Annotated in this window: 16 protein-coding genes; 7 read left to right on the top strand and 9 right to left on the bottom strand. The window is 63.8% G+C overall.

Translation table 11 applies throughout. The features are described 5' to 3' along the window. Nucleotides 1–336, bottom strand: a 336-nt coding sequence (locus QZY06_RS03530; RefSeq protein ID WP_295680264.1) for an NAD(P)-binding protein, incomplete at its 3' end; no start/stop codon positions are given. 145 nt (nucleotides 337–481) lie between these two features. On the opposite strand from QZY06_RS03530, the gene QZY06_RS03525 reads away from it, so the two are divergent. The 3 genes from QZY06_RS03525 to QZY06_RS03515 all read left to right on the top strand — a co-directional run bounded on the left by QZY06_RS03525 (nucleotide 482) and on the right by QZY06_RS03515 (nucleotide 5025). Then, on the top strand, nucleotides 482–1501 hold the full coding sequence (locus tag QZY06_RS03525; RefSeq protein WP_295680261.1) for an AraC family transcriptional regulator: 1020 nt from the start codon (nucleotides 482–484) through the stop codon (nucleotides 1499–1501). Further along, nucleotides 1485–2492, top strand: a complete 1008-nt coding sequence (locus tag QZY06_RS03520) for a glucokinase (RefSeq protein ID WP_295680259.1) — start codon at nucleotides 1485–1487, stop codon at nucleotides 2490–2492. The genes QZY06_RS03525 and QZY06_RS03520 overlap by 17 nt, the downstream gene beginning before the upstream one ends. 70 nt (nucleotides 2493–2562) lie before the next feature. Continuing rightward, the gene (locus QZY06_RS03515; RefSeq protein WP_367275554.1) at nucleotides 2563–5025 is read left to right on the top strand and encodes a glycogen/starch/alpha-glucan phosphorylase; all 2463 of its coding nucleotides are present in this window, start codon (nucleotides 2563–2565) and stop codon (nucleotides 5023–5025) included. A 52-nt stretch (nucleotides 5026–5077) separates the two neighbouring features. Here the strand turns inward: QZY06_RS03515 and QZY06_RS03510 are convergent, their stop codons facing one another. From QZY06_RS03510 to mddA, 3 genes are all read right to left on the bottom strand, one after another. Further along, entirely contained in the window at nucleotides 5078–6670 is a 1593-nt protein-coding gene (locus QZY06_RS03510) for a hypothetical protein (protein WP_295680253.1), read from the bottom strand. A gap of 206 nt (nucleotides 6671–6876) precedes the next feature. Beyond that, nucleotides 6877–8010, bottom strand: a complete 1134-nt coding sequence (locus QZY06_RS03505) for a hypothetical protein (protein ID WP_295680249.1) — start codon at nucleotides 8008–8010, stop codon at nucleotides 6877–6879. Between the two features lie 43 nt (nucleotides 8011–8053). Continuing rightward, entirely contained in the window at nucleotides 8054–8776 is a 723-nt protein-coding gene (mddA, locus tag QZY06_RS03500; protein WP_295680248.1) for a methanethiol S-methyltransferase, read from the bottom strand. A gap of 219 nt (nucleotides 8777–8995) precedes the next feature. Between mddA and QZY06_RS03495 the strand changes: the two genes are divergently transcribed. After that, on the top strand, nucleotides 8996–9736 hold the full coding sequence (locus QZY06_RS03495; RefSeq protein ID WP_295680245.1) for an SDR family NAD(P)-dependent oxidoreductase: 741 nt from the start codon (nucleotides 8996–8998) through the stop codon (nucleotides 9734–9736). A gap of 66 nt (nucleotides 9737–9802) precedes the next feature. On the opposite strand, the gene QZY06_RS03490 is transcribed toward QZY06_RS03495, so the two are convergent. The 4 genes from QZY06_RS03490 to edd all read right to left on the bottom strand — a co-directional run bounded on the left by QZY06_RS03490 (nucleotide 9803) and on the right by edd (nucleotide 13459). Further along, on the bottom strand, nucleotides 9803–10126 hold the full coding sequence (locus tag QZY06_RS03490; RefSeq protein WP_295680243.1) for a hypothetical protein: 324 nt from the start codon (nucleotides 10124–10126) through the stop codon (nucleotides 9803–9805). A gap of 117 nt (nucleotides 10127–10243) precedes the next feature. Then, nucleotides 10244–10648: a hypothetical protein gene (locus QZY06_RS03485; RefSeq protein ID WP_295680242.1), complete on the bottom strand. Its 405-nt coding sequence runs from the start codon at nucleotides 10646–10648 to the stop codon at nucleotides 10244–10246. A 206-nt stretch (nucleotides 10649–10854) separates the two neighbouring features. Then, nucleotides 10855–11475, bottom strand: coding sequence for a bifunctional 4-hydroxy-2-oxoglutarate aldolase/2-dehydro-3-deoxy-phosphogluconate aldolase (gene eda / locus QZY06_RS03480; protein ID WP_022977888.1), 621 nt, complete (start codon nucleotides 11473–11475; stop codon nucleotides 10855–10857). A 97-nt stretch (nucleotides 11476–11572) separates the two neighbouring features. Continuing rightward, a complete protein-coding gene (gene edd, locus QZY06_RS03475) occupies nucleotides 11573–13459 on the bottom strand; it encodes a phosphogluconate dehydratase (protein WP_295680239.1) in 1887 nt (628 codons plus the stop codon). A 132-nt stretch (nucleotides 13460–13591) separates the two neighbouring features. On the opposite strand from edd, the gene zwf reads away from it, so the two are divergent. The 3 genes from zwf to QZY06_RS03460 all read left to right on the top strand — a co-directional run bounded on the left by zwf (nucleotide 13592) and on the right by QZY06_RS03460 (nucleotide 17253). Continuing rightward, the gene (gene zwf / locus QZY06_RS03470; protein WP_295680237.1) at nucleotides 13592–15052 is read left to right on the top strand and encodes a glucose-6-phosphate dehydrogenase; all 1461 of its coding nucleotides are present in this window, start codon (nucleotides 13592–13594) and stop codon (nucleotides 15050–15052) included. A 2-nt stretch (nucleotides 15053–15054) separates the two neighbouring features. Continuing rightward, nucleotides 15055–15780: a 6-phosphogluconolactonase gene (gene pgl / locus QZY06_RS03465; protein WP_295680235.1), complete on the top strand. Its 726-nt coding sequence runs from the start codon at nucleotides 15055–15057 to the stop codon at nucleotides 15778–15780. Between the two features lie 192 nt (nucleotides 15781–15972). After that, on the top strand, nucleotides 15973–17253 hold the full coding sequence (locus QZY06_RS03460) for an OmpP1/FadL family transporter (RefSeq protein WP_295680233.1): 1281 nt from the start codon (nucleotides 15973–15975) through the stop codon (nucleotides 17251–17253). Between the two features lie 45 nt (nucleotides 17254–17298). Here QZY06_RS03460 and QZY06_RS03455 read toward each other — a convergent pair. Further along, nucleotides 17299–17716 (bottom strand): SDR family oxidoreductase (locus QZY06_RS03455; protein ID WP_295680231.1); only part of this gene is annotated, 418 nt, incomplete at its 5' end.

Here is a 17716-nt window from a genome sequence, read left to right as displayed (position 1 = left end):
GTTCGCCGCCGTCATCTCCTTGCCGAAGCGGATGTGCTTGCGCAGGCCGTACTTGCTCGCCACGTGCTTCAGGTAGGCGAGGATTTCCGCCTGCTTGCCATAGCGAAAAGCCCAGGGGTAATGCGGCTCGAACGAATACGAGTACAGATGGGAGGGCACATCACAGGCCGCACCCGGATAGGTGTTCTCGCGCCAGGTGCCGCCCACGTCCTCGCCCTTTTCGTAGATCGCGAACGACTCGATACCCGCCTTCTTCAGGTACACGGCCTGGCCGAGGCCGCCGAATCCGGTGCCGATGATCGCAACGTGGACGGACGAAGCAGCAGGCTGGGTCATGTAAGTACTCATCTGACGGAACAAACAGGGATCGACGGTGCCGGACTGTAGGCTGCCGCCGCAGGACAAGGAATGGTTCGAGCGGACGCTTGCGTGATAGTTTCGGACATCCGCCCTTGCACCTGCCATCAAGCCTGCCGAATCGATGAACCACTGGACCGTACGCCGAGGCGTAGCCAGCACCCGGATGCTCTGCGAGCTGGCCGGTGAACACGGCCTCAGCCCGATGCAGTGCCTGCGTGGTGCCGGCATCGCGCTCGCCGAGCTGGACGATCCGAGCGGCGAGATCGAAGCCGCGCAGGAATTCCGGGTGATCCGCAACCTGATCCATCTGCTCGGCGAGCAGGGCATCGGTGAAGTCGAACTGGCGATCGCCGCCGGTGCCCGCTATCACCTGACGACGATGGGCATCTGGGGTTTCGCGATGGCTTCCAGCGCCACCTTGCGCAGCGCCGTGCACGTCGGCCTGCGCTATCTGGATCTCACCTACAGCGTCAACCGCATCTGGCTCGAGGAAAGCCCGGAGTACGTCAGCCTGGTGATCGACGAGGAAGGCACGCCGCCGGAACTGGCCCAGTTCGTTGTGTTGCGCGACATGGCCGCGACCATGACCCTGAACCGCGAACTGCTTGCTGCACCGGTGCAGCCGCGCGCCGTGCAACTGCGCTTCGCGATCGGCGAGGAACGGGCGGCACTGCTGCGCGCCAGCTTCGGTGACCGTTTGAGCCTGGGCGCCGAACGTAATCATCTGCAGTTCGATGCCCGGCTGTTCGATCAGCCGCTGCCGCAGGCCAACGAGCTGATGCGCCAATCCTGCGAAGACCAGTGCCGGCAACTGCTGGCTCGCCGCCGCAGCCGCGCCGGTTTTGCCGGCCGGGATCGCGATCGCCTGCTGCTGACGCCGGGCCGGATGCCGGACATGGAAGCGATCGCCGCCAGCCTGAACATGACCTCCCGCCACCTGCGCCGCCTGCTCAGCGCCGAGGGCTCCTCGTATCGCGCCCTCGCCGATGAAGTCCGTCAGGCGCTGGCCGAAGAACTGCTGTCCACTGCCCGGATGAAAATGGATGAAGTCGCCGAACGACTCGGTTACGCCGAACGCGCCAGCTTCGCGCACGCTTTCAAGCGCTGGAAAGGAGTGTCACCCAGTGTCTATCGCGGCTGAGCCGGCGGGGCCGGCGCCGGTGCTGCTGGTCGGTGACATCGGCGGCACCAACACGCGGCTGGCGTTCGCGATATCGGCGGCTGATGGCTTCCGTCTCGATGAACTCAGCCGTCACGACACCCCCGAAGACATGCCGGCGCTGCTGTCGCGCCAGCTTGCTGGCCGCAAGGTCGACATCATCGCGCTCTGCGGTGCCGGGCCGTTGCGCGACGATGGCAGCCTGGCGCTCAGCAACAATCCCTGCGTGCTCGATCCGGTCGCGATCGCCAAGGCCACCGGCGCGCAGCGGGTGATCATCGTCAACGACTTCGAAGCGATTGCCCAGGCGGTGCCGGCCCTGCAGCCGACTGATCTCCGCGACATCCAGACCGGTGTCGAGCACGCCGCAGCAGCACGGCTGGTGATCGGCCCCGGCACTGGCCTCGGCGTGGCGAGCCTGATCGCCCATGACGGCGACTGGGTGGTGCTGCCCGGCGAAGGCGGCCATGTCGATCTGGCACCGGTCGATGACGCCGAGGTCGATGCCTTCCTGAAGCTACGCGCCAGCCACGGACCGCTCTCTGCCGAATCGCTGGTGTCCGGCAGCGGCTTCGCGAAACTGCATGCTGCACTGAGCAGCGGCCCGGAGCGCGAACCGCCGGATATCGTCGCCGCAGCCCGCAGCGGCGATGCCGTGGCTGTCATGGCGATGCAGATGTTCGCGCGCTGGCTGGGCCGGGTCGCCGGCAATGCCGCGCTGATCGTCGGCGCCCGCGGCGGCGTCTGGATCGCCGGCGGCATCGTGCCCGCCTGGGGTGAAGACTTCGATCGCGCAGCATTCCGCGACGGCTTCTGCGCCAAGCGCGGCTTCGAGCAATGGCTGGCGGCGATCCCCGTGCAGCTGATCATCCACCCACAGCCCGGGCTGATCGGTCTGGCCCGACTCGCCGCTGCTGCCATCAGCACGAATTTTGCTGGTCATAGAGATCGCGGCGAACAACACTTGGAGTGATGCCTTGAACAAGCCGGACCAGTCCCCGCAGGAATTCAGCCGTCGCGAAACAGACACTGCGGATGACCCAGTGCAGCGCTTGCGCCACGCTTTCCTGCATCACCTGTTCTACACGCAGGGCAAGTTCCCGGCGCTGGCGACCAAGACCGATTACTACCTGGCACTTGCCTACGCGATCCGCGACCGTCTGCTGCAGCGCTGGATCTCGACGGCCAACGAGTATCAGAAGACCGGCGCCCGTACGGTCTGCTACTTCTCGGCAGAGTTCCTGATGGGCCCGCATCTGGGCAACAACCTGATCAACCTCGGCCTGTTCGACGACGCCCGCAAGGCGATGAGCGAGCTGGGCCTGAATCTCGATGAGCTGCTGTATCAGGAAGAAGAGCCCGGCCTCGGCAACGGTGGCCTCGGCCGACTCGCTGCCTGCTTCATCGACTCGCTGGCGACTCTAGAAATTCCCTCGATCGGTTACGGCATCCGCTACGAGTTCGGCATCTTCCATCAGACGCTGGTCGAAGGCTGGCAGGTCGAGAAGACCGACAAATGGCTGCGCTACGGCAATCCCTGGGAGCTGTGCCGGCCGGAATGGGCGGCCGAGGTCAAGCTCGGTGGCCATACCGAAAGCCGCTGGGACGAGGCCGGCAAGCTGCACGTACGCTGGCTGCCGAACCGCACCGTCAACGGCATCCCCTATGACACGCCAATCCTTGGTTACCGCAACAACACCGCCAACACCTTGCGGCTGTGGAAAGCGGAAGCGCCGGAATCCTTCGACTTCGATGTGTTCAATCGCGGCGACTACCAGGGCGCGGTGAATCAGAAGGTCATTTCGGAAAACCTGTCGAAGGTGCTGTATCCGAATGACGAGCACGTCGAAGGCAAGGAACTGCGCCTGGCGCAGCAGTACTTCTTCGTGTCCTGCTCGCTGCAGGACATGCTGCGCATCCTCAAGAGCCAGAAGATCGGCTTCGAACGCTTCCACGAGAAGTTCACCGCCCAGCTCAACGACACGCATCCGGCGATCGCCGTTGCCGAGCTGATGCGTCTGCTGACCGACGAGAACGGCCTGCCCTGGCATCAGGCCTGGGACATCACCCGCAAGACCTTCGGTTACACCAATCACACCCTGCTGCCGGAAGCGCTGGAACGCTGGCCGCTGGAACTGTTCAAGCGGGTGCTGCCGCGGCATCTGGAAATCATCTACGAGATCAACGCCCGCTTCCTCGAAGAAGTGCGCAACCGCTACTTCGGCGATGGCGAAAAGGCCGCGCGGATGAGCCTGATCGACGAAAGCGGCGAGCGCTATGTGCGCATGGCGCATCTGGCCTGCGTCGGCAGCCACGCGATCAACGGCGTCGCCGCACTCCACACCGAGCTGCTGAAAGCCGACGTGCTGCACGACTTCCACGAGCTCTGGCCTGAGAAGTTCAGCAACAAGACCAACGGCGTCACGCCACGACGCTGGATCGTGCTCGCCAACCCGCGCCTGACCCGGCACATCAGCGGTGCGATCGGCGACGGCTGGGTCAAGGAACTGTCCGAGCTGAAAGGCCTGGAGAAGTATGCCGACGATGCCGGCTTCCGCATCGGCTGGCGCGAGATCAAGCGCGCCAACAAGCGCGATCTCGCCGATCTGATCCGCAAGCGCTGCAATGTCGCCGTCGATCCATCGTCGATGTTCGACATTCAGGTCAAGCGCATCCACGAGTACAAGCGCCAGCATCTGTCGGCGCTGCACATCATCGCGCTCTATCACCGGCTGAAGTCGAACCCGAACCTGGAGATGACGCCGCGCACCTTCATCTTCGGTGGCAAGGCCGCGCCCGGCTACTGGATGGCGAAGTTGATGATCCGCCTGATCACCGCGATCGGCGATGTCGTCAATCGGGATCCGGCGGTGCGCGACAAGCTCAGAGTCGTGTTCCTGCCGAACTTCAGCGTCACCAATGGCCAGCGCATCTATCCGGCGGCCGATCTGTCCGAACAGATCTCGCTGGCCGGCAAGGAAGCTTCGGGCACCGGCAACATGAAGTTCGCGATGAACGGCGCGCTGACCATCGGCACCATGGACGGCGCCAACATCGAGATTCGCGAACAGGTCGGCGCCGAAAACTTCTTCCTGTTCGGCATGACCGCCGCGGAAGTCGCCGAGCTCAAGGCCGGCGGCTACCGTCCCGCCGATTGGGTCGAGCGCAATGCTGAACTAAAGGAAGTACTGAGCCTGATCCGTCAGGGTTATTTCAGCCGCGGCGACAGCGAGTTGTTCATGCCGCTGGTCAACAGCCTGGTCAATCACGATCCGTACTGCCTGTTCGCCGACTTCCACTCCTACTCCGACGCTCACGTCCGCGCCGGCGACGCCTATCTCGACAGCGAAGACTGGACGCGCATGTCGATCCTCAACAGCGCCCGCTCCGGCATCTTCTCCTCGGACCGGACCATCGCCCAGTACTGCGACGAAATCTGGAACGTGAAGCCGGTGGTCGTGCCGCTGCTGTCGCAGGAAGATGTGCGCGTGGAGTTCATATCCTGACGAGCGATGCCACGGAGAGCGTAAGCAATGACGCTCTTCGTGGCTGGTCTCATCAAGTCCAGGAACGGACCTCGATCCGCAGCTTGCCGCTCAGGCCGGGCTTTGATTTCTGCTCGATGGGGATATCGAACGTCAGCCCGACTGTGTTCTGGGCAGCGTCACGAAGGGCCTCCGTATCGGCAGTAACGCCGGGCTTGCCGGGATTGATGTCCTGGAACCCATACTTCATCCGCCAGCCGCCTGGCGCCTCGGCGTCCGGAAACGCTTCGACGACGATCTGCTGGCGATAGATGTAGCCACCTTCGAAGTGGCGCTTCATGAAGATCGATCCATCCACCTCGTAATCGGGCACCAGCACCTTGAGATCGAACAGGAAGCTGACCGATTTCGAGGCCTTGACACTCTTGTTGGGATCGAGGAACACCGTGAACAGATGCGGGCTCCTGCTGCGGTCGGGCTTGCGCAGCGCGCGTTCCTTTCCCGGGAACAGTTCGTCGTAGCTGCGGAAGATCGCGGAGTTCTCGCGGACTTCGCGACGCGTGATCTGCCATTGGCAGGCACGAACGCTGGCAGCACATTCGAACTGATAGGACGCCCGCACGTTCTTGCCGTCCTCGAAGGATTTCTGGACTTCGGCGGGCAGGCTGATGCCGTCGATATCGAGAATGCCGTCGACCCGCACCGTGCCGAACAGGAAGCGCGTGAGGTTCTGGTAACCCTCCTCCGAGTTGACGATGCCGTAGTGCCCCGAGTGACTCCGATTCACATAGGCGCGTGGAGATGGCACATCGACACCATCTGCGCCCAGGCCATGAGTCGTGGCGTTTTCGATGCGCACCAGGCCGTCACTGGCATCGCCTGCCGCCCAGGCCGAAACGCCGCCTGCCACCGTGTAATCGCGGGGATTGGTACCGACCAGATTGAAGATGCGCTCGGGCGGGAAATTGGTCACCACCGAAACATCATCACCCTTCGGCACGCTGAGATAGCCCGCCATCTTGTCGCGGTTGAAGTTGTTGATGTCACCGAACGACAGCCAGCCCGGCACATTGCGGACGATCCGCATGTCGATTCCATTGTGCGGAGTGGCGTAGGTGAACAACTTGTCCACGGCCTTGCGGGCTTCTGCCGATCCCAGCTGCGTGTTCTGCAGGAAAGCCCGACAGACCAGACCACCCATCGAGTGAGCCACCAGATGGACGCGGAAATTCTCCGGCGTCATGTTGTTCTTCGGATCGCTACAGACCTTGTCGCGCAAACGGAGAATCAATCGATCCAGTCCCTTTGCGAAGTACTCGATGGGAGGCGTGCCGTTGCCATCGCCGAAGTCCTTCGACGCGTCGTCGTAGTAGCGATAGATGATGATGCAACGGTAGGGAATGCGATCGTCCGGCCGCTCGCTGGCCAGCAGATCGTCGCCATCGACGAACACATCCTGGTACTGGTGATCACTCATCAAGCGAACCAGCGGCGATTCGAAGAAGAACTTCCGAACGTCACCGGTCCAGGCGACACGCGATTTCGTCGAGCCGACATTGAAGCCCATGTACGGGTCGGCGACGGTCTCCTCGATTTCGCCTTGCGTCGCCGCGAAGCCGCGCACGTAGATGATCGGATGGTAGGGATGCTGGGATTCGCTGGCCATGGGCCTGTCTCCTGGTTGTCTTGATTCGTACCTGGGCGGTGACGGACAGATGCCAGGCGAATGCAGACGCATCTCCAGACCGTACCGAGGCCAGACCGTACATCAGAGATTGACGTCGGTCATCCCGTCGAACGACGCAATCGGTCGAAGTCGTCAATCCGCTGTGATTCGAATCACAGGGACCGATAGCGCCCTCGAAGACCCCCTCAATGCCTGAGCAGGGCCAGCCCCAGCTCGAGCATGATCAACAGCACGATCGCCGCTTCCATGAAGGCACCGCGGGCGCCGGAAGCTTCGTCGTAGAGCGCGGTATAGGTCTCGCGGATGATCGCCAGCTTGCGATTGACGGCGGCAGTGACATTGGCGACGCGGAACTGGTCCAGCGCCGCCGAGTAGATGCGGGCCAGGTAGACGTCTTCGGTGACCTGCAGCGCGTTGTCGACCTGCTCGGTGATCTCGGTGACTTCGGCCACCAGGGTGTGCAGACGCCGGGCCAGACGCGCGAAACGGCGTGGCGCCAGCAGATTGAAGATGCCGCCCGAGCTGCGCTCGGCTTCGACGAGGTCGTACATGCGCGGCAGTTCGTCGTCGAGCAGGCCGTCGTAGTAGCGCAGTTCCAGCAGCTGCGCGTTGGCTACTTCGATGACATCGGCGACGTCGGTTTCCTTGCGCGGCTCGTAGATGAAGGCGCGATCCCAGGTCAGCACGACGAGATCGTCCTCGTAATATGAATAGCGATGACGCAGCAGATCGCGGCGCGCACCTTCGGAGAGCTTGCGCCGCTCGCCGGACAGCAGCGGCACCAGATCGACTCGCTCCTGCAGTTCCGCCGCCGTCAGCGGCTCGCTCCAGCGGTGAACGATGCCGAGCAGATAGTCCTCCTGCATCAGCGATTCGCCGGGCCGGATCAGCGCCGGCGCCAGAATCTGCCGCAGCGGTTCGAGCAGGTTCTGCCACAGCGCGTTACCGGCTTCGGGGCCGACGGCATCATCGAGCGCATTGGCCAGTCGGCTGTAGTCCTGCCAGTCGAGGTCGGTGACGGCGATGCGCAGCATCAGGGTCACGACACCGAAATCGTAGAGCCGGGCGCTGACCACCACCGGCAGCACCTGGTCTTCGAGCGTCAGGCTGATGCCTTCGAGGCTCAGCAATACCGGCGGCACTTCGAAGGCCACGGCCTTGGCCGGCGTCATGCTCAGCTGGCTGCGGCTGCTGCCGGTGCGAACCTGTGCTGCCCAGATCGCTTCGGCCTTGGCCAGGTCGATCGCGTAGGCGATGTCGAACAGGCGCAGCGCCATCAGCGCACCGGATTCGACCCGGAGTGAATCGGGAGCTTTCATGACCGCATGCTGACAGACGCCGATGACAGCCCGGCGGCACGGCCTAGACGCTAGGCAGGAAGCGCCCGGTCCGTGCCACGTAATCGCGATAAGGCTGGCCCAGTTCGGCCTTCAGGCCCTTTTCCTCGAAATGCACGCCGATGAAGATGTAGATCGACATGCCGAGGCTGAACAGCAGATGGCTGCTGGTCATCACCGGCGTCGCCCAGAAAGCGATGAAGATGCCGCTCATCATCGGATGGCGTATCCAGCGATAGAAGAAGTGTTCCTTGAACGCCACCGGCGTATAGCTGCGGCGCACCAGATTCAGCCAGACCTGACGCAGGCCAAACAGGTCGAAATGGTTGGTCAGGAAGGTGGAAATCAGCACGATCAGCCAGCCCAACGCGGCCAGCGCGTACAGCGCCATCGCCAGCGTGGCGTTGTCGATCTGCCAGATCACGCCCGGCAGTGGCTGCCAGTACAGGTAGGTGAGGATCAGCACGATGTTGGTCGCCAGCACATAGCTGCTGCGCTCGACCACCTGCGGGACGAACTGCGTCAGCCAGCGCTTGAAGCCGGGCCGCGCCATGACGCTGTGCTGGACGCCGAACAGGGCGATCAGTCCGAGGTCGGCGAGCAGCGCCGTCGCCATCGGTCCCGGCTCGCCGCTGCTGACCGATTTCGGCACCACGACATCATTCAGGAAGCCGATCAGGTACAGGAACACGGCGAAGAACAGGCTGTAGCAGACCACGCCGTAGACGAAGGACAGATAGCGGCTCACAGACTTTCTCCCGGATGAAGGTGCAGCAGACCTGAGTCGGACCGCTGTCGTTCGTTATCAAGCGGCGATTAGACGACTGGCGTGCAAGCCGCGCAAGCCGTCGCGGGCAAGCCCTAGCCTGCATTCCAGCGCCAGCCTTGCCATGCTCGGCGTCCGCTGTTTTCGTCTGAGGATCGCCACCATGAACCTGTCCCTGCCCCGCCCAATCGGAATTGCCCGATGACTCGCCCGACTGCCGTCGTCATCGGTGTCGGCGCCGAGCAAGGCATCGGTGCCGCAGTCTCCCGCCGCTTTGCCAGCGCCGGCCATCACGTGCTGGTAGCTGGACGCACGGCCGCCAAGATCGAAAAGGTGGTGGCGACAATCGTCGCTGCCGGCGGCAGTGCGACCGCGGTGACTACCGACGTTACCGTCGAGGCCGACGTGATCCGCCTGTTCGATCAAGCGATGTCGCCCGGCACCGGCTTCGAACCGGCCGATGCCGTGGTGTTCAACGCTGGCAACAACGCGATCATCGATTTCACCCAACTGACCGCGGCCCAGTTCGAGGATTTCTGGCGAGTGGGCTGCTACGCCGGCTTCCTGGTCGGTCGTGAAGCGGCCAGGCGCTTGTTGCCGCTCGGCCGCGGCACGGTGATCTTTACCGGCGCTTCGGGCAGCCTGCGCGGCAAGCCGGGCTTCGCCCATTTCGCTGCCGCCAAGGCCGGACTGCGGATGATCACCCAGAGCATGGCCCGCGAATACGGACCGAAAGGCCTGCATATCGCCCATGTGCTGATCGATGGCGGTGTCGATGGCGATCGCCTGCGCAACGCGCTGCCCGGCTACATCGAGAAGGCCGGCAGCGATGGCCTGCTCGATGTCGATGCGATTGCCGAAAACTACTGGACGCTGCACTGCCAGCAACGTTCGGCCTGGACCCAGGAACTGGATCTGCGGCCGTACAAGGAAGCCTTCTGAGAGGGTTCTCCGAAAGAAAAGCCGCCTGCGCAAGGCGGGCGGCTTTCCGGGGACTACAAACCGCGATCAGCGCTTGGTGGTTTTCTGCAGGTGCGAGAATTTCGCGCGCTTCCAGGCTTCGATCGAGCCGACCCGCGGCGTCTCCAAAGCTTCTTCCGCCTTGATGGCCTTGGCATCGGTTGCGAACAGCGCCGGATGCTTGGCCTGCTGCCAGGCTTCGATCGAACCGGCGGCCGGCTTGGTGTCGGCAGATTCTGGCGCCGGCACGGCGTTGTCGGTGGTCGGATAGAGCCAGTGATGCTTGGTTTTCTGCCAGTCGTTGGCCATGGCGGAAGGAGCGGTGATGACCGCCGCGAGCGCGGCGATGGTCAGGATTTTCTGGATGGACATGAGGTGTACCTCGTCTCGGGCGAAAGGAAAAGACAGACCCTTCGGGTGATGGCAGGGAAGCCATCGGGCACGAGACCACGGCCGGATACGGCAGCCCGATGCCGTACCGGCCCGGACTCAGATCCGCAGACGTGCAGTGACGAGGTAGGTGCTGGAGCCCGGCGATGCCACAGCCGCATGGCGGGCGCGCGGTACGCGTGGAATCGGCGGGCGGTATTGCGGCGGCGCGGTTGCCAGTGGCTGCGGCCACGCGGCCGGAGGGTGGACCGGCTGAGGATCGGTCAACTGAGCGGCCAGATCATCCTGGTCGCCCGTCTGCCGCGCGTTGCGGCTGGCGAGATCGAGCGCGACGTCGCAGGCCGAACCGCGATCCTGAGGCGCTTCGCCGTGCGGATCGGCGACCAGAGCGTGCACCTTGCAGGGCTCGGCTGCCCCGAATCCCACCGCTTCGCAGGCGTACACCACCCGCAACTGCATCAGCAGCGCGAGGATGACAACAACGAGGGCAGGAAGCTTCTTCATGGTGCAGTGTCCGCACAGTTTCAGTGCATTGACTGCCGCTGACAACAGAAGTTCAGCTGATTTCGTTCAAATTTTCGAAATTAATGAAGATAAAACAATGATTTGACTAATTATTAACGACTTCTGACCAATTCGCCGAAATGGAGTGAATGCACCAATAATGTGCATTTACACCGAGTGAAGAATCGTCATTGCGCCTTTGGTGATCAACGCAGCCTGCTGACAGCTCGCGCCAGTTCGGTGATACCCGCCCAATCGCCGGCAGCGACCATCGCCGGCGGAGCCAGCCAGGAACCACCGACGCAGGCGACATTCGGCAGCGCCAGATAGCCATGGGCGCTGGCGGCATCGATGCCGCCGGTCGGGCAGAACAGCACGTCGGAAAACACTGACGCCAGTGCCTTCAACAGCGGGATGCCGCCGGCAGGCGCCGCAGGAAAAAGCTTCAGCGCGCGGAAGCCGGCATCGCGCGCGGCCAGCACTTCGCTCGGCGTCATCGTGCCGGGCAGGAACGGCAGGCCGGACTTGTTGATCGCATCGAGCAGCGCCGGCGTGGCACCCGGGCTGACGCCGAACTGCGCGCCGGCGGTGATCGCGGCGAGCACATCGTCCGGGCTGGTCACGGTGCCGACGCCGACGATGGCGTCCGGCACGGCTTTGCGGATGGCGCGTACGCAGTCCAGCGCGATCGGCGTGCGCATGGTCACTTCGAGCACGCGCACACCGCCGTCGACCAAAGCCTGGGCGAGCGGTACGGCGTGGCGAATGTCGCTGAGCACGATGACCGGCATGACCGGGCCGGCTTTCATGATGTCGATGATCTGCATGCTGCGGTTTCCGTTTTCCAAGTTCTTTAGTCGTGACGCGGATTCGTTGCTCCGCTGCCTGCCCAGTTCAGTCGCTGCTCAAGCCCCCAATCAACCTCTATTCAGCACTCGGATTCTCATGCTCCACCGGCCAGAGATCAGCGGTCACCGCCGGCGGTGAAAGGCCGCCGCCGAAGATCACCGCCCCGGTTTCCGCCGTGCTGACCATCGCCCGTGCCGACGCGAACAGCTCGCGCCCCATGCCGCTTTCGTTGCCGGACAGATCGGCCGTCGCTGGCAGTCGCGCCGCCCACTCGGCGGCATCGACCAGTGCTTCGAGCGTGCCGGCCTCGGCATCGAGACGGATCAGATCGCCATCGCGGACCCGGTCCAGCGCGCCGCCGGCCAGACATTCCGGCGACACATGAATCGCCGCCGGCACCTTGCCGGACGCGCCGCTCATGCGGCCATCGGTGACCAGTGCCACATGGAAACCTTCGTCCTGCAGCACCGCCAGCGGCGGCGTCAGCTTGTGCAACTCCGGCATGCCGTTCGCACGTGGGCCTTGGTAACGAACCACGGCGACGAAATCGCGGCGCAGGTCGCCGCGCTTGAACGCCGCCTGCACTGCCTCCTGGGAATCGAAGACCAAAGCCGGCGCTTCGACGATCCGATGTTCCGGCTTCACTGCCGACACCTTGATGACAGAGCGGCCAAGATTGCCGGTCAACCGGCGCAGGCCGCCGTCGGCGCTGAACGGGTTCGAGACCGGGCGCAGCACGCTGTCATCGCCGGATATGGCCGGCGCATCGCGCCAGGCGAGCTTGGCCTCGGCATCGAGAAACGGCTCCTGCGCATAGGCCGCCAGCCCGGGCCCGGCCACGGTCTGGACATCGCCATGCAGCAGGCCCGCAGCCAGCAGTTCGCGGATCAGATAGCCCATGCCGCCGGCGGCATGGAAATGGTTCACGTCGGCCTTGCCGTTCGGATAGATGCGCGCCAGCAGCGGCACCACGCCGGACAGATCGGAGAAATCGTCCCAGTCGATGACGATGCCGGCGGCGCGGGCCATGGCGATCAGGTGGATCGTGTGATTGGTCGAACCACCGGTGGCGTGCAGGCCGACGATGGCATTGACGATGGCGCGCTCGTCGACGATCGCGGCGATCGGCGTGTAGGAATCGCCGAGCGAGGTCAGTGCGGCAACCCGCTTGGCGGCGGCGGCAGTCAGTGCATCGCGCAGCGGCGTGTTCGGATTGACGAAGGCCGCACCGGGCAGATGCAAGCCCATGACCTCCATCAGCATCTGGTTGGAATTCGCGGTGCCGTAGAAGGTGCAGGTGCCGGGCGCGTGATAGCTCTGCGCCTCGGATTCCAGCAGCGCATCGCGGCCAACCTTGCCCTGCGCGAACAACTGCCGGACCTTGGCCTTGTCATCGTTCGGAAGGCCGGACGGCATCGGCCCGCCCGGCACAAAGACCGTCGGCAGATGACCGAAGCTCAGCGCGCCGATCACCAGGCCGGGCACGATCTTGTCGCAGATGCCGAGCATCAGCGCGGCATCGAAAGTGTTGTGGCTGAGCGCAATCGCGGTCGACATGGCAATGACATCGCGCGAGAACAAGCTCAGCTCCATGCCCGGCTCGCCCTGGGTCACGCCATCGCACATCGCCGGCACGCCGCCCGCGAACTGGGCGACGGCAAAGGCTTCGCGCGCAGCCTGCTTGATGATCGCCGGGTAGCGCTCCAGCGGCTGGTGCGCGGACAGCATGTCGTTGTATGCGGAGACGATCGCCAGGTTCGGCCAGCGGCCGGCGCGCAGCTGGGACTTGTCGCCACTGTCGGATGCAGCAAAGGCATGGGCGAGATTGGTGCAGCCCAGCCGGCCACGCGCCGTGCCGGATTCACGCGCGGCATCGATGCGCTTCAGATAAATGGCCCGCAGCGCCTGGCTGCGGTGCTGGATACGTGCAGTGACAGCGGCAACGACCGGATTCAACGACATGATCACTCCGTTTTGCGCGCCGGGCAGATGGCAGGAAAGTGGCTAACGGAACCCGGGGACGTCGGACAGGCAAGATAGCACTGCAAGAACGATGCAAAACCGTCACAAAACGGTCCACATTCCAGGAACCCCATGGCACAAGCACCCTGCTTCGATCTGGTTTTCTTCGGCGGCACTGGCGATCTGGCGCTGCGCAAGCTGCTGCCGGCGCTGTACTACCGGCACCGCGATACCAAGGATTGCAGTGGCTGGCGGATCATTGCCGTGTCGCGGCAACCGATGGAAACCGCGGCCTATCTGGAGCTGGTCCATGAGGCGTTCCAGCGCTTCATTCCAGCCAAGGATTTTAATGAAGCGGGCTGGCAGCGCTTTTCCACCCGCATCGAATATCTGTCGCTCGATGGCCTGAATCCGGACGATTACGGCCTGCTCAGCAGCACCCTCGCCAACTCGGCCGATCGCGTTCGCGTGTTCTATCTGTCGACCGCAGCCAGCTTGTTCGCAGCGATCTGCGAGAACCTGGCCAAGGCCGGGCTGGTCACCGATCTGAGCCGTGTGGTGCTGGAGAAACCACTCGGATTCAGCCTGGAAAGCGCCACCGCGATCAACGAAGCGGTGGGCCGGATCTTCCGCGAGCCGCAGATCTTCCGCATCGACCATTACCTCGGCAAGGAAACGGTGCAGAACCTGATCGCGCTGCGCTTCGGCAACTCGATCTTCGAGCCGCTGTGGCATCGCGCCAGCATCCGCGACGTGCAGATCACGCTTGCGGAAACCGTCGGCGTCGGCGATCGCGGCGAGTATTACGACCATTACGGTGCGCTGCGCGACATGGTGCAGAACCATGCGCTGCAACTGCTCTGCATCATGGCGATGGAGCCGCCGTCGTCGATCGATCCGGACGAAATCCGCGACGAGAAACTGAAGGTGCTGCGCGCGCTACGGCCGTTCACGCCGGAAGATGTGCGCAACAAGATCGTCCGCGGTCAGTACCGAGCCGGCGCGATCGACGGCAAGGCGGTGTCCGGCTATCTCGACGAGGCCGGCATCCCGGAAGGCTCGACCACCGAAACCTTCGTGTCGATGCGAGTCGACGTCGACAACTGGCGCTGGGCGCGGGTGCCGTTCTACATCCGCACCGGCAAGCGGATGCAGGAGCGGATGTCGGAGATCGTCATCAACTTCCGCGCCGTGCCGCACGCGATCCTGCCCGGCAATGACGCCGGTGCGGTCAACCGGCTGGTGATCCGCCTGCAGCCGGATGAAGGCATCGAACTGCACGTACTGGCCAAGGTGCCGGGCGCGGACATGCGAGTGAAGCCGGTGAAGCTCGATCTTGATTTCGCGGAAACCTTCAAGACCCGCCAGTGGGACGCCTACGAACGCCTGCTGATGGACGTGATCAGCGGCAATCTGACCTTGTTCATGCGCCGTGATGAACTTGATGCCGCCTGGCAGTGGGTGGACCCGATCCACGCTGCCTGGGCAGCCAGTTCCGACGCACCGAAGACCTACTCGTCCGGCACTTGGGGACCGACGGCGTCGAGCGCGCTGATCGTCCGCGATGGCCTGAGCTGGAAGGAGGAAACCTGAACGTGACCCCGATCGTGAACAGCGAGAACATCGAAAATCGCATCGAGCATCAGTTCGACGATGCCCAGACGGCATCCGAAACGCTCGCGGCCTTGGTTGCCACGCAACTGGCCGATGCGCTGCTCGAACGCGGCGTCGCCTCGCTGGTGGTCTCCGGCGGCAAGAGCCCGATTCCGTTCTTCGCCGCCCTTCGCGTGCTGCCGCTGGACTGGTCCAGGGTCTGGATCACGCTTGCCGATGAACGCTGGGTCGAGCCTTCTTCCGCCGACAGCAACGAGCGTCTGCTGCGCGAGCATCTGCTGCGCGATGCCGCCGCGGCTGCCCGCTTCGTGCCGCTGAAATCCGCATTCGAAATTGCGGACGCAGGACTGGCGGCCAGCAGTGCGGCGCTGGCGGCGATCCCGCGGCCGTTCGATGTCGTCGTCCTCGGCATGGGTGAAGACGGACATACCGCTTCGCTGTTTCCGGGTGCCAGCGGCCTGCCCGCGTCACTGCTGATGGACGATCCAACCCCGCTGGCGGCGATCACGCCGCTGACCGCACCGCATCAGCGAATCAGCCTGCGCCTGCCAGCCTTGCTCGACAGTCGCTGCATCCATCTGCCACTGAGCGGCGCCAGCAAACTCGCGGTTTATCAGCGCGCGCTGGCCGAGAACGATCCGCTGCAATGGCCGATCGCCGCCGTGCTGCATCAGGCGAAAGTGCCGGTCAACATCTGGCTTTCCTGAATCTGAGGCTGTGGACGCGGAGGCCGTCGCGCCCGGCTTCTGTGCGATGAGGTAATCGGTCATACTGAACGCGGTGTTCATAAAGCGTTTACACGACGACTGATGAACGCCAGTAGCTGACCGGCCGCCGGTCGTGCCCGTCAAACCACAGAACAGATCCGCCTTCGGGACGGAATCGATCAGGGAGCATTCATGAAACTGCCGACGCCGCGTACCGGAGCCTTGCTGCTGTCCGCCTCTTCCGCGCTGCTCAATCCGGCCTGGGCTGGCAATGGCCTGAACGTCACCGGCATCGGCGCGCAATCGCTGGCGATGGGCAGTGCCGATATCGCCGTGCCGGGCAGCACGACGGCAGTGGTACTCAATCCGGCGAACCTGACCCAGATTCCGGGCTCGCGTTTCGATGGCTCGATCGAGCCGTTCACGACTTTCGGCTACCACCATTCGGATGACCTGAACGTCAATCAGACCACCGATCAGCCCTACGGCATGCTGCTGAACTCCAGCTACTCGACCAAGCTGTTTCGGCCCGATCTGACCTTCGGCATCGGCATGTTCGTCGCCGGTGGCGCGGGCTCGGAATACGAGGACATGAAGACGGTATTCGGCACCACGGACGAGTACTCGGCGATCTTCGGCGTCACCAAACTAGCGACCGGCCTCGGCTGGCAGGTCACGCCGCGCCTGAGCCTCGGCCTCGCGCTCAATGCCTCGTACGCGTCGCTCCGCCAGAAGCTGTATCCGAAGACCTCCGACACCGCATCCGCCTTCTACGGCCTTCGCCTCGATGGTGCTGACGGCGTCAGCTACAACGGCCGCGTCGGCCTGCTGTATCAGCTGACCGACACGGTGAAGATCGGCGCCACCTACGCGACGGTCAACAAGCTCAAGCTGGAAGGCGGCGAACTGAGCGTCAACTACACCGCCATCGATCAGGGCGTGGTCCGCTACGGCGATGCCACGGTCAAAGGCTTCGCGCTGCCGGAAGACTTCGGCGTCGGCATTGCCTGGCAGGCGACGCCGACGGTGTTGATTTCCACCGAAGTCACCTGGCTGAACTGGTCAGGTGCCGCCAACAACATCACGCTCGACGCCCGCAGTCCGAGCAGCAGCGACCCGGCCGTGCCGGCAACCGTGCAGCTGGTGCAGGCGCTGAATTTCCGCGACCAGTTCGTGTTCGCACTCGGTATGGCTTACGACACCAGCCCGAAAACCCGCGTGATGGTGGGCATCAACCTGGCTCGCAATCCGATTCCGAACGAGAACGTGACTCCGACGATCAACCTGACCCAGGAACTGGAATTCAACGCCGGTTTCCGTCGCATCCTATCGAAGAATTGGGAGATCGCCTCGGCGCTGCAATTCCAGGTAGGCAAGTCGGAAGCGGCGAACAACCTCGCCCAGCCGTTCACCAATGCTCGCGAAGGCTACGGCGTGTTCGCGATCGTGCTGGAAGTGAGCCGACGCTGGTAAGGGCCTGATTCCGGGACCGATCGGATCGGTCCCGGAAGCTGAACGTTACTGCGCGGTCAGGCCGCCATCGATTACCAGCTCCGAGCCATTCATCCATTTGGTGGCATCGGACGCCAGATAGATCACCGCGTTGGCCACATCGCTGGGCTCGCCGAAGCCCATCGGATGGATGCCCTTGATCGCCGCTTCGGCCGCGGGGTAGTCCGGGGCCAGGCCGAGCTTGACGAAGTCCTGGATGAAGTTGGTGCCCATGTCGGTGACGACGATGCCGGGATGGATCGAGTTGACCCGGATGCCCGTACCGAGCGCAGCACACTCGATCGCCGCCGCCTTGGTCATCAAGCGCACCGCGCCCTTGGAGGCGTGATAGGCGACATGCGCCGTGGTGCCGATGATGCCGGCGACCGATGACAGGTTGATCACCGAGGCACCCGGCTTCATCACCCGCAGCGCGTGCTTCATG

The organism is uncultured Nevskia sp. (genome assembly GCF_903885465.1).
GTDB lineage: Bacteria > Pseudomonadota > Gammaproteobacteria > Nevskiales > Nevskiaceae > Nevskia.
The sequence above is the reverse complement of the archived record's forward strand: the minus strand, read 5'-3'. Positions and strand labels throughout refer to the sequence as shown.